Here is a 12,648-nt window from a genome sequence, read left to right on the forward strand (position 1 = left end):
TAAACTATGTTTTTATTGTGTCACGAACGATAGATACCGTTGATAATTCACTGGCAGTCTGAGTGTGTGAAAAATTAATTCGTATCGCAAATTAAACACCTATTTTTTGTGATTTTTGTCACCAAATATCGTATTCAGCCCTCCCTTACACTGGCTAACAGCGAAAACTTATTTTATCATTCAAAAAATCAAGACGGATTGATCCGGCCTGAAAGTTTCCAGGTTACGCTTTAGTATCAGGTTCCGAAGCCATCCGCCCACTCTTCTACTTAAACTTTGAGGTGAACAATGAGACTGATTCCCCTGGCAACTGCTGAACAAGTCGGTAAATGGGCCGCTCGCCATATCGTAAACCGCATTAACGCGTTCAAGCCGACCGCCGATCGTCCTTTCGTTCTTGGCCTTCCGACCGGCGGCACGCCGCTGACCGCCTACAAGGCGCTGGTTGAGATGCATAAAGCAGGCCAGGTTAGCTTCAAACATGTTGTAACCTTCAATATGGATGAATACGTTGGCTTACCGAAAGACCACCCGGAAAGCTACCATAGCTTTATGCACCGCAATTTCTTTGATCACGTTGATATCCCAGCTGAAAATATTAACCTGTTGAATGGAAACGCGCCGGATATTGACGCAGAATGCCGTCAGTATGAAGAAAAAATCCGTTCCTACGGTAAAATCCACCTGTTCATGGGTGGCGTAGGTAATGATGGTCATATCGCGTTTAACGAACCGGCGTCCTCTTTGGCTTCCCGTACCCGTATTAAAACGCTGACCCATGACACGCGCGTGGCAAACTCCCGCTTCTTTGACGGTGACGTTAACCAGGTTCCAAAATACGCCCTGACCGTAGGCGTAGGCACCCTGCTGGATGCCGAAGAAGTGATGATTCTGGTGCTGGGCGGCGTGAAAGCGCAGGCGCTCCAGGCTGCTGTTGAAGGCAACGTTAACCATATGTGGACCATCAGCTGTCTGCAGCTGCATCCTAAATCAGTCATCGTCTGCGACGAGCCGTCCACGATGGAGCTGAAGGTTAAAACGCTGAAATACTTTAACGAGTTAGAAGCCGAGAACATCAAAGGTCTGTAATTGAATAACCGCCTCTTTCTCAAGAGGCGGCCGCTTTTTTTAACCGGGGGTCGTTATGTACGCTTTAACCCACGGTCGGATTTATACCGGCCATGAAATTCTGGATGACCACGCGATTGTTATCGCGAATGGCCTGATTGAACGTGTTTGCCCGCTGGCAGAACTGCCGCCGGAGATTGAACAGCGCTCACTCAATGGAGCAGTAATCTCCCCCGGTTTCATCGACGTACAGCTGAACGGCTGCGGCGGTGTGCAATTCAATGATACCGCCGATGCGGTAACGGTCGAAACGCTGGAGATCATGCAGAAAGCCAACGAGAAATCGGGCTGCACCAGCTATCTGCCGACGCTCATTACCAGCAGTGATGACCTGATGAAGCAGGGTATCCGCGTGATGCGCGAATACCTCGCCAAACACCCCAATCAGGCGCTCGGTCTGCACCTTGAAGGGCCATGGCTGAACATGGTCAAGAAAGGAACGCATAACCCGGATTACGTGCGCAAACCTGATGCGGAGCTGGTCGACTACATGTGTGCCAACGCCGATGTGATCACCAAAGTGACGCTGGCACCGGAAATGACCGGCACGGACGTCATCAGCAAGCTGGCCGCCGCCGGAATTGTGGTTTCAGCAGGCCACTCAAACGCCACGCTGAAAGAAGCGAAAGCCGGTTTCCGCGCGGGCATTACCTTCGCGACGCATCTGTATAACGCCATGCCGTATATCACGGGGCGTGAACCGGGTCTGGTCGGGGCGATTCTGGATGAGCCAGACGTCTACTGCGGCATTATTGCTGACGGCTTACACGTCGATTACACCAACATTCGCAATGCCAAGCGGCTGAAAGGTGACAAGCTTTGTCTCGTGACCGATGCCACTGCACCGGCAGGTGCAAATATTGAGCAGTTCATTTTTGCCGGTAAAACAATATACTACCGCAATGGACTGTGTGTGGATGAAAACGGTACGCTGAGCGGTTCCTCTTTGACCATGATTGAAGGGGTACGTAACCTGGTTGAGCACTGCGGAATTGCGCTTGAGGAAGTCCTGCGCATGGCCACCCTTTATCCGGCCCGCGCGATCGGCGTGGATAAACAGCTTGGCGGAATTGCACCAGGTATGGTTGCAAACCTGACGGCATTCACACACGATTATAAAATTATTAAGACCATCGTTAATGGTAACGAGGTCGTCACTGAGTAAGTAAAAGTATGACACCTGGCGGACAAGCTCAAATCGGTAATGTCGATCTCGTTAAACAACTTAACAGTGCGGCGGTCTACCGCCTGATTGACCAACACGGCCCCATCTCGCGGATTCAGATAGCCGAACAAAGCCAGCTTGCTCCCGCCAGCGTGACAAAAATTACCCGTCAGCTCATTGAGCGCGGTTTGATCAAAGAAGTCGATCAGCAGGCCTCCACCGGGGGCCGCCGCGCCATATCCATTATTACCGAAACCCGTAATTTCCAGGCGATTGGCGTCCGGCTCGGCCGTCATGACACCACGCTCACGCTGTACGATCTGAGCAGCAAAGCCATTGCGGAAGAGCATTATCCCCTTCCGGAGCGCACCCAGGAGACGCTGGAGCATGCGCTGCTGAATACTATCGCGCAGTTTATTGAAAGCTGTCAGCGCAAGATCCGCGAACTCATCGCCATTTCGGTGATACTGCCCGGTCTGGTCGACCCGGAAAGCGGCGTGATCCGCTATATGCCGCACATTCAGGTTGAAAACTGGGGGCTGGTCGACGCGCTGGAAAAGCGTTTCAAGGTGACCTGCTTTGTGGGCCATGACATCCGCTCTCTGGCGCTGGCAGAGCACTACTTTGGTGCGAGCCAGGACTGCGAAGACTCTATTCTGGTGCGCGTTCACCGCGGTACGGGCGCCGGCATTATCTCTAACGGCCGAATCTTTATTGGTCGCAATGGTAACGTCGGTGAGATCGGCCACATTCAGGTTGAGCCCCTCGGGGAGCGCTGCCACTGCGGCAACTTTGGCTGCCTCGAAACCATCGCCGCCAACACAGCCATCGAGCAGCGCGTTCGCCATCTGCTTGAACAGGGTTATCAAAGCCGCGTCACGCTGGACGACTGCAAGATAGGCACCATCTGCAAAGCCGCTAATAAAGGCGACGCGCTGGCCTGTGAAGTGCTAGAGCAGGTGGGGCGCCATCTGGGGAAAACCATCGCCATCGCCATTAACCTGTTTAACCCACAAAAAGTGGTGATCGCCGGTGAAATTGTGGAAGCGGAAAAGGTGCTGCTCCCCGCGATTGAAGGCTGTATTAACACCCAGGCGCTGAAAGCATTCCGCCAGAATCTTCCGGTGGTTCGATCGAAGCTTGACCATCGTTCGGCGATTGGCGCGTTCGCGCTGGTCAAACGCGCCATGCTCAACGGAATTCTGCTCCAGCATTTGCTGGAAAGTTGATCGGACCTTATAGTAACGCCTTCTTTTTTTAATGTCGGACTGTCCATGACCATTAAGAATGTAATTTGTGATATCGACGGCGTGCTGATGCACGACAACGTTGCCGTGCCGGGTGCTGCGGAGTTTCTTCACCGCATCATCGACAAAGGAATGCCTCTGGTTCTTCTCACGAACTACCCTTCTCAGACCGGTCAGGATCTGGCAAACCGCTTTGCCACGGCGGGGGTCGACGTCCCAGACAGCGTGTTTTATACCTCGGCGATGGCCACGGCGGATTTTCTGAAACGTCAGGAAGGAAAAAAAGCCTATGTGGTCGGTGAAGGCGCGCTGATCCATGAGCTATACAAAGCGGGCTTTACCATCACCGACGTCAACCCGGACTTCGTAATTGTCGGCGAAACGCGATCCTTTAACTGGGAGATGATGCATAAAGCTGCATACTTTGTCGCCAGCGGTGCGCGCTTTATCGCTACCAATCCGGATACCCACGGCCGCGGTTTTTATCCGGCCTGCGGCGCGCTGTGTGCCGGTATCGAAAAAATCTCTGGTCGTCAGCCGTTCGTTGTCGGGAAACCGAGCCCGTGGATCATTCGTGCCGCACTGAACAAAATGCAGGCCCACTCTGAAGAAACCGTTATTGTCGGCGACAACCTGCGCACCGATATTCTGGCCGGTTTCCAGGCGGGTCTGGAGACGATTCTGGTCCTCTCTGGCGTCTCTCAGCTTGATGACATTGATTCGATGCCGTTCCGGCCAAGCTGGATTTACCCCTCCGTCGACGAAATCGACATTATCTGATTCCGAACCACGCCTCAGGGCGTGGTTTTTTATTTTCTCGCCTGCAAAACACTGCCACATCTAACGAAAAAGCACTTTCATTGCATAATCATCAATAAAAACGCTCTTGGTATACGCGTTTTTCACCGATCCGCAACCACCATTGCACTATTTCCGTTTTCACCCGTAAAACGCTTGCGCACCCTGCCCCTTTGCGGCATTTTCATAAGCAAGCAACATTACAAAGCAACAGGGTTAACGGAGAAGGTTATGTGTTCAATTTTTGGCGTACTGGATATTAAAACTGACGCGGGCGAACTGCGTAAAAAGGCACTCGAACTGTCCCGCCTGATGCGCCATCGCGGACCGGACTGGTCAGGCGTTTACGCCAGTGACAAAGCGATTCTGGCTCACGAACGTCTGTCTATTGTTGACGTCAACGCCGGTGCACAGCCGCTGTATAACGAGAAAAAAACGCACGCGCTGGCTGTCAACGGTGAGATCTACAACCATCAGGCGCTGCGCGCCGAGTACGGCGACCGCTACGCGTTCCAGACCGGGTCCGACTGTGAAGTGATCCTGGCGCTGTATCAGGAGAAAGGTCCTGAGTTCCTGGACGACCTGCAGGGTATGTTTGCCTTTGCCCTGTACGACAGCGAAAAAGACGCTTACCTGATTGGCCGTGACCACATCGGTATTATCCCGCTGTACATGGGCCACGATGAACACGGCAACTTCTACGTTGCCTCTGAAATGAAAGCCCTGGTGCCGGTCTGCCGCACCATCAAAGAGTTCCCTGCGGGTAGCTACCTGTGGAGTAAAGACGGCGAGATCCGTCCATACTACCAGCGTGACTGGTTCGATTACGACGCGGTAAAAGACAACGTCACGGACAAAGCCGAGCTGCGTCAGGCGCTGGAAGATTCCGTGAAAAGCCACCTGATGTCAGACGTACCTTACGGCGTGCTGCTCTCCGGCGGTCTGGACTCCTCCGTGATCTCCGCAATCACCAAGAAATTTGCGGCTCGTCGCGTGGAAGATCAGGAGCGCTCAGAAGCCTGGTGGCCACAACTGCACTCCTTTGCCGTGGGCCTGGAAGGCGCGCCGGATCTGAAAGCCGCGCAGGAAGTCGCAAACCACCTCGGCACCGTGCACCATGAAATTCACTTCACCGTGCAGGAAGGCCTGGATGCGATCCGCGATGTGATCTATCACATCGAAACCTATGACGTAACGACCATCCGCGCTTCAACGCCGATGTACCTGATGTCGCGTAAGATCAAGGCGATGGGCATCAAGATGGTGCTCTCCGGTGAAGGTTCTGACGAAGTGTTTGGTGGCTACCTGTACTTCCACAAAGCGCCAAACGCCAAAGAACTGCACGAAGAGACCGTGCGTAAACTCCAGGCGCTGCATATGTTTGACTGCGCGCGTGCCAACAAAGCGATGTCGGCATGGGGTGTCGAAGCGCGTGTACCGTTCCTGGATAAGAAATTCCTCGACGTGGCGATGCGCATCAACCCGCAGGATAAAATGTGCGGCAACGGAAAAATGGAAAAACATATCCTGCGTGAATGTTTTGAATCCTACCTGCCAGCGAGCGTGGCATGGCGTCAGAAAGAGCAGTTCTCTGACGGCGTCGGCTACAGCTGGATCGACACCCTGAAAGAGGTGGCGGCGAAACAGGTTTCTGACCAACAGATGGAAACCGCAAGCTTCCGCTTCCCGTACAACACGCCGGGTTCGAAAGAAGCGTATCTCTACCGTGAAATTTTTGAAGAATTGTTCCCGGTACCGAGCGCTGCGGAGTGTGTGCCGGGTGGCCCGTCCGTCGCCTGCTCGTCTGCCAAAGCGATTGAATGGGATGAATCGTTCAAATCCATGAACGATCCGTCAGGACGTGCGGTAGGCGTTCACCAGTCAGCCTATAAATAATCACGCATTTCATCATCAGGCCCTGCGGGGCCTGATTTTTTTTGCCCCGCTTTTGCACAGCTAAAACCGATTAATAACCAATAATTGCCGAATATTCGGTCACGCTGTTCGCAACCTAACCAAACAGTCACATTCCGGCTATTTTCGTTGAAAAAGGTGTTGACGCTGCAAGGGTCTATACGCATAATGCGCCCCGCAACGCCGATAAGGTAACGCGAAAAAAGATGGCTACGTAGCTCAGTTGGTTAGAGCACATCACTCATAATGATGGGGTCACAGGTTCGAATCCCGTCGTAGCCACCATCTTTTTTGCGGGAGTGGCGAAATTGGTAGACGCACCAGATTTAGGTTCTGGCGCCGCAAGGTGTGCGAGTTCAAGTCTCGCCTCCCGCACCATTCCCGGGTAAGCGTTGCACGGATGGGGTATCGCCAAGCGGTAAGGCACCGGTTTTTGATACCGGCATTCCCTGGTTCGAATCCAGGTACCCCAGCCATATTTCTTCGATTTTGCGGTTCTCCGCGGTATTGGGGTATCGCCAAGCGGTAAGGCACCGGTTTTTGATACCGGCATTCCCTGGTTCGAATCCAGGTACCCCAGCCATCGAAGATTGCAGTACTGGCTACGTAGCTCAGTTGGTTAGAGCACATCACTCATAATGATGGGGTCACAGGTTCGAATCCCGTCGTAGCCACCAAATTTAGATTATCGATGTTGTTCGGTAATGAAAAAAATTGTTGGGGTATCGCCAAGCGGTAAGGCACCGGATTCTGATTCCGGCATTCCGAGGTTCGAATCCTCGTACCCCAGCCAATTTAAAAAAGTCGTTAGGCAGCTTGTTTAACGCAATTGGGGTGTCGCCAAGCGGTAAGGCTCTGGTTTCTGATACCAGCATTCCGGGGTTCGAATCCCTGCACCCCAGCCACTTAAGTAACAAAAAAGCCCGCTCTGCGGGCTTTTTTGTTTTTGTTGTTCAGAATTGTGCGTCCTGATGCCCTCACCCTGGCCCTCTCCCACGGGGAGAGGGAAAAAAGTTTAAAGGCCGAGAGCGTACTTAAGGGCCTGACGCTTCAGGCCACCGGCGCGTTCCGCTGCCATCAGGCCTATGTTACGCAGAATACGCACTGGCGCTACGTCATTGCTAAACCCGGCATAGAACAGATCCATTCCCGACTGCATGAGGAAGTTATCCGCCATACGCCGCGTCTGATAACGCTTCAGCACCTGATGGTTGGCCCAGTTTTCCGCGTGTCCGCGGGCGCTGCCCAGCACATCCAGTAAGGCATCGACGTCACGATACCCCAGGTTGACGCCCTGGCCGGCCAGCGGATGAATGGTGTGTGCCGCATCCCCCACCAGCGCTAAGCCTTCGCGGGCATACTGCAACGCATGACGACGCGTGAGCGGGAACGCCCCGGCGGCAACCGGCGTGACGTGTCCCAGACGGCTCGGGAAGTGCAGCAGAATTTCGCGCTGCAGCTGTTCCATGTTCATCCCCTGCAGCTGACGAATGCGCGCCGGTTTGTCATACCACACCAGCGACGCCCAGTTATCAAACAGCGGTAAAAAGGCGTGCGGGCCGTTCGGCGTAAAGTGCTGCCAGGTGCTTTCACCCGGCGCATTCTCGCACCTGGCGGTAATCAGCATACAGGACTGTTCATACTGCCAGGCATGAACCCCGATCCCCGCCATCTGTCTGACCTGCGAGTTAGCGCCATCCGCCCCGATAACCAGCTTCACGGACAGCTCATCGCCGCTGTCGAGCGTCAGTAGATAGCCGCTCTCGTGAGGACGCAGCGCCTTAAGCGACGCAGGAACGCGCAGCGTCACCTTCGGGTGCGCCTCCAGCGCCTGCCAGAGCGCCCGCTGGAGCACGTTGTTTTCCACCATATAGCCCAGGCGCGGCAGCTTCAACTCAGCGGCATCAAACGCGACGTGGGCATTTTCCCATTCCCAGGTTTCAAGACGGCTGTAAGGGTGCGCGCGCATCGCCAGCACCGTCTCCCAGACGCCCAGCCCGCGCAGCAGATCGACGGACGCCGCGCTGATCGCGGAAATGCGCACATCCGGTTTACTGGCGGGATCGTAGGCTGGCGGAGCCGCCTGTTCGATTACCGTTACCTCAAATCCCTGCTGTGCCAGCCCCAGCGCCAGCGCGCCGCCGACCATACCGCCGCCGACAACGGCAACTTCGGTGTGTTGGAGTGTCATGGTCAATTTTCCTTATTGGAGAATCCCTTAAGTTTACCGGATTTTTGCGGTCCTGAGACACACAACCTTCATACTGGTCACAACCCCACCAAAGCATTACAATACGCGGCTTGCAATCCTGAGCTGAGCAAGTCGATGACTAAAAAACTCCATATAAAAACCTGGGGCTGTCAGATGAACGAATACGATTCATCCAAGATGGCCGATCTGCTGGATACCACCCACGGATACCAGCTGACTGAAAATGCGAAAGAAGCCGATGTGCTGCTGCTGAACACCTGTTCAATTCGTGAAAAAGCGCAGGAAAAAGTCTTTCACGTGTTAGGCCGCTGGAAACTTCTCAAACGCAAAAATCCGGACCTGATCATCGGCGTGGGCGGCTGCGTCGCGTCGCAGGAAGGCAAGCTGATCCGCCAGAGAGCCCCGTATGTGGACATCGTCTTTGGCCCTCAGACCCTGCACCGTCTGCCTGAGATGATCAATCAGGTTCGCGGTAACCGTAGCCCGGTCGTTGACGTCAGCTTCCCGGAAATCGAAAAATTTGACCGTCTGCCTGAGCCACGTGCCGATGGCCCGACCGCCTTCGTCTCCATCATGGAAGGCTGCAACAAATACTGCACGTACTGCGTGGTGCCGTACACCCGTGGTGAAGAGGTCAGCCGCCCGGCAGACGATATTCTGTTTGAAATCGCGCAGCTTGCCGCGCAGGGTGTGCGCGAAGTGAACCTGCTGGGCCAGAACGTTAACGCCTGGCGCGGTGAGAACTATGACGGCACGACCGGCAGCTTTGCCGAGCTGCTGCGTCTGGTGGCCGCGATTGACGGCATTGACCGCATTCGCTTTACCACCAGCCATCCGATGGAATTTACCGACGACATTATTGACGTCTATCGCGATACGCCAGAGCTGGTGAGCTTCCTGCACCTGCCGATCCAGTGCGGCTCGGACCGCGTGCTGAACCTGATGGGCCGCCCGCATACGGTACTGGAGTATAAATCCACCATCCGCAAGCTGCGTGAAGCGCGTCCGGATATCCAGATTAGCTCTGACTTTATCGTCGGCTTCCCTGGCGAAACCGCTGATGACTTCGAGCGCACCATGAAGCTCATCGGCGAAGTGAACTTTGACGTCAGCTATAGCTTCATCTTCTCCGCGCGTCCTGGAACACCGGCGGCCGATATGGTTGACGATGTGCCGGAAGAAGAGAAAAAGCAGCGTCTGTATATTCTGCAGGAGCGTATCAACCAGCAGGCCAACGCCTGGAGCCGCCGCATGCTCGGCACCGTTCAGCGCATTCTGGTGGAAGGCACTTCCCGCAAGAGCATTATGGAACTCTCTGGTCGTACCGAAAATAACCGCGTGGTGAACTTTGAAGGCACCCCGGATATGATCGGTAAATTCGTGGACGTCGAGATTGTCGAAGTGCTGACCAACTCGCTGCGCGCGAAGGTAGTCCGCACCGAAGACGAAATGGGCCTGCGTATCGCAGAGTCACCGCAATCCGTGATCTCGCGTACCCGCAAAGAAAACGATTCTGGCGTTGGGATTTACCAGCCCTAATCCTTCAGGCCTGCCGCTTTGGCAGGCCTTGTATTTCCTCTCATCGCCCCCAATATCTTCCGCAACGCTTGCGCCTTTATTCTGTGGCGTGAATAATTTCGGTAATGACCGTTTTATTGCGCCGTGTGGCAGCGGGTCAGTTAATCAATCAAAGAGGAACAGTTTGAACATAGATACGCGTGAAATTAGCCTTGAGCCAGCAGACAACGCTCGCCTGCTGAGCCTGTGCGGGCCGTTTGATGACAACATCAAACAACTGGAGCGACGTCTGGGTATCGAAATCAATCGTCGCGATAATCATTTCAAACTCACCGGACGCCCTATCTGCGTCAACGCCGCTGCGGACATTCTGCGTAGCCTGTATGTCGACACCTCCCCCATGCGCGGTGAAATTCAGGATATCGAACCGGAGCAGATTCACCTCGCCATTAAAGAGGCGCGCGTGCTTGAGCAGAGCGCGGAGAGCGTGCCGGACTATGGTAAGGCAATCAACATTAAGACCAAGCGTGGCGTCATCAAGCCGCGTACGCCAAACCAGGCGCAGTACATCGCCAATATTCTCGACCACGACATCACCTTCGGCGTGGGACCGGCGGGTACGGGTAAAACCTATCTGGCCGTTGCCGCGGCGGTCGATGCGCTGGAGCGTCAGGAGATCCGACGTATCCTGTTGACCCGCCCTGCCGTTGAAGCCGGTGAAAAACTGGGCTTTCTGCCAGGCGATCTGAGCCAGAAGGTCGATCCGTATCTGCGTCCTTTATACGATGCGCTGTTCGAAATGCTGGGCTTTGAGAAGGTCGAGAAGCTCATTGAGCGTAACGTGATCGAAGTGGCCCCGCTCGCCTACATGCGCGGCCGCACGCTGAACGATGCGTTCATCATTCTCGATGAGAGCCAGAACACCACCATCGAACAGATGAAAATGTTCCTGACGCGTATTGGCTTTAACTCGAAAGCGGTGATTACCGGTGACGTCACCCAGATCGATCTGCCGCGCAGCACCAAATCGGGCCTGCGCCACGCCATCGAAGTGCTGGCCGAGGTCGACGAAATCAGCTTTAACTTCTTCCACAGTGAAGACGTGGTACGCCACCCGGTGGTCGCGCGTATCGTTAACGCTTATGAAGCCTGGGAAGAGGCGGATCAGAAGCGTAAGGCCGAACTGGCCGCAGAACGTAAGCGCGAAGCGCAGGAGCAAGAACAAAAATGAGTCAGGTGATCCTCGATTTACAGCTGGCCTGTGAAGACAATTCCGGCATGCCAGATGAGGCACAGTTTCAGAAATGGCTGGATGCCGTTATCCCGCAGTTTCAGGAAGAATCAGAAGTCACGATTCGCCTGGTGGATGAAGCAGAAAGCCATGAGCTTAACCTGACCTATCGCGGGAAAGATAAGCCGACCAACGTGCTCTCTTTCCCGTTCGAAGCCCCACCGGGCATCGAGATGCCGCTGTTGGGCGATCTGATCATCTGCCGTCAGGTGGTTGAACAGGAAGCCAAAGAGCAGCAGAAACCCCTTGAAGCCCACTGGGCGCACATGGTGGTACACGGCAGCCTGCATCTGCTCGGCTACGATCATATCGAAGACGACGAAGCGGAAGAGATGGAGTCCCTCGAGACAGAGATAATGCTTGCTCTGGGCTATGAGGATCCGTACATTGCCGAGAAAGAATAGTTAGTCACCTGACTGACTCACCTGCCGCCACGAAAGGACATCGCGTGGCGGTAAACGTTGAACTAACAAGAGAACCCTTAACAAACGCCATGAGCGACGACAATTCACACAGTAGCGACACGACAACCAGTAAAAAGGGATTTTTCTCCCTCATTCTGAACCAGCTTTTCCACGGCGAACCCAAAAACCGTGATGAACTGCTGGAGCTGATTCGTGATTCCGGGCAGAACGACCTTATCGACGAAGATACGCGCGAAATGCTCGAAGGGGTTATGGACATCGCCGACCAGCGCGTTCGCGATATCATGATCCCCCGCTCGCAGATGATCACCCTGAAACGTAACCAGACACTGGACGAGTGCCTCGATGTGATCATCGAATCCGCCCACTCGCGTTTCCCGGTCATCAGCGAAGATAAAGATCACATCGAAGGGATTTTGATGGCGAAAGATCTGCTGCCGTTTATGCGCAGCGATGCCGAAGCCTTCAGCATGGAAAAAGTGTTACGCCAGGCCGTGGTTGTGCCGGAAAGTAAACGTGTGGATCGGATGCTGAAAGAGTTTCGCTCTCAGCGTTACCACATGGCGATTGTTATTGATGAATTTGGTGGCGTCTCCGGTCTGGTCACGATCGAGGATATCCTTGAGCTGATCGTGGGCGAAATCGAAGATGAGTATGACGAAGAAGAGGATATCGACTTCCGTCAGCTTAGCCGCCACACCTGGACCGTGCGTGCGCTGGCCTCCATCGAGGACTTCAACGACGCCTTCGGGACCCACTTCAGCGACGAAGAGGTCGATACCATTGGCGGGCTGGTGATGCAGGCCTTTGGCCATCTCCCGGCGCGCGGTGAGACCGTTGACATCGACGGTTACCAGTTCAAAGTAGCCATGGCCGACAGCCGACGTATTATACAGGTTCACGTCAGAACGCCGGACGACTCACCGGTGCCAAAACTGGAAGATTAATGT

Annotated in this window: 10 protein-coding genes and 7 tRNA genes; 16 read left to right on the top strand and 1 reads right to left on the bottom strand. The window is 54.4% G+C overall.

Annotated elements, in window-relative coordinates; genetic code table 11:
* Positions 1-288: 288 nt before the first annotated feature.
* The 12 genes from nagB to CWR52_RS06050 all read left to right on the top strand — a co-directional run bounded on the left by nagB (position 289) and on the right by CWR52_RS06050 (position 7,157).
* A complete protein-coding gene (gene nagB / locus CWR52_RS05995; protein WP_008501061.1) occupies positions 289-1,089 on the top strand; it encodes a glucosamine-6-phosphate deaminase in 801 nt (266 codons plus the stop codon).
* Between the two features lie 55 nt (positions 1,090-1,144).
* Complete coding sequence (gene nagA / locus CWR52_RS06000; protein WP_023343588.1) at positions 1,145-2,293, top strand: N-acetylglucosamine-6-phosphate deacetylase; 1,149 nt, start codon at positions 1,145-1,147, stop codon at positions 2,291-2,293.
* An 8-nt stretch (positions 2,294-2,301) separates the two neighbouring features.
* Entirely contained in the window at positions 2,302-3,522 is a 1,221-nt protein-coding gene (nagC, locus tag CWR52_RS06005) for a DNA-binding transcriptional regulator NagC (RefSeq protein WP_104949118.1), read from the top strand.
* 45 nt (positions 3,523-3,567) lie between these two features.
* Entirely contained in the window at positions 3,568-4,320 is a 753-nt protein-coding gene (gene nagD / locus CWR52_RS06010) for a ribonucleotide monophosphatase NagD (RefSeq protein WP_023310763.1), read from the top strand.
* A 249-nt stretch (positions 4,321-4,569) separates the two neighbouring features.
* On the top strand, positions 4,570-6,234 hold the full coding sequence (gene asnB / locus CWR52_RS06015; RefSeq protein ID WP_104949119.1) for an asparagine synthase B: 1,665 nt from the start codon (positions 4,570-4,572) through the stop codon (positions 6,232-6,234).
* 226 nt (positions 6,235-6,460) lie between these two features.
* Positions 6,461-6,537, top strand: a tRNA-Met gene (locus tag CWR52_RS06020).
* 8 nt (positions 6,538-6,545) lie between these two features.
* A tRNA-Leu gene (locus CWR52_RS06025) sits at positions 6,546-6,630 on the top strand.
* A gap of 23 nt (positions 6,631-6,653) precedes the next feature.
* Positions 6,654-6,728 (top strand) — tRNA-Gln (locus CWR52_RS06030).
* A 32-nt stretch (positions 6,729-6,760) separates the two neighbouring features.
* A tRNA-Gln gene (locus CWR52_RS06035) sits at positions 6,761-6,835 on the top strand.
* 17 nt (positions 6,836-6,852) lie between these two features.
* Positions 6,853-6,929: transfer RNA gene (locus tag CWR52_RS06040), tRNA-Met, on the top strand.
* 41 nt (positions 6,930-6,970) lie between these two features.
* Positions 6,971-7,045 (top strand) — tRNA-Gln (locus CWR52_RS06045).
* A 37-nt stretch (positions 7,046-7,082) separates the two neighbouring features.
* Positions 7,083-7,157: transfer RNA gene (locus CWR52_RS06050), tRNA-Gln, on the top strand.
* A gap of 110 nt (positions 7,158-7,267) precedes the next feature.
* Here CWR52_RS06050 and ubiF read toward each other — a convergent pair.
* The gene (gene ubiF / locus CWR52_RS06055; protein ID WP_104949120.1) at positions 7,268-8,443 is read right to left on the bottom strand and encodes a 3-demethoxyubiquinol 3-hydroxylase; all 1,176 of its coding nucleotides are present in this window, start codon (positions 8,441-8,443) and stop codon (positions 7,268-7,270) included.
* A gap of 135 nt (positions 8,444-8,578) precedes the next feature.
* Between ubiF and miaB the strand changes: the two genes are divergently transcribed.
* From miaB to corC, 4 genes are all read left to right on the top strand, one after another.
* Positions 8,579-10,003 (top strand): tRNA (N6-isopentenyl adenosine(37)-C2)-methylthiotransferase MiaB, encoded by a 1,425-nt coding sequence (gene miaB, locus CWR52_RS06060; RefSeq protein WP_045909585.1) that lies wholly within the window; start codon positions 8,579-8,581, stop codon positions 10,001-10,003.
* A 163-nt stretch (positions 10,004-10,166) separates the two neighbouring features.
* Entirely contained in the window at positions 10,167-11,213 is a 1,047-nt protein-coding gene (locus tag CWR52_RS06065) for a PhoH family protein (RefSeq protein ID WP_008501053.1), read from the top strand.
* Entirely contained in the window at positions 11,210-11,677 is a 468-nt protein-coding gene (gene ybeY / locus CWR52_RS06070) for an rRNA maturation RNase YbeY (protein WP_008501052.1), read from the top strand. The genes CWR52_RS06065 and ybeY overlap by 4 nt, the downstream gene beginning before the upstream one ends.
* A gap of 89 nt (positions 11,678-11,766) precedes the next feature.
* Positions 11,767-12,645, top strand: a complete 879-nt coding sequence (gene corC / locus CWR52_RS06075) for a CNNM family magnesium/cobalt transport protein CorC (protein ID WP_021242574.1) — start codon at positions 11,767-11,769, stop codon at positions 12,643-12,645.
* The last annotated feature ends 3 nt before the right edge of the window (positions 12,646-12,648 follow it).

The sequence above is a fragment of the Enterobacter sp. SGAir0187 genome (assembly GCF_002952735.2).
In the GTDB taxonomy this organism is placed as follows: Bacteria; Pseudomonadota; Gammaproteobacteria; order Enterobacterales; family Enterobacteriaceae; genus Enterobacter; species Enterobacter quasiroggenkampii.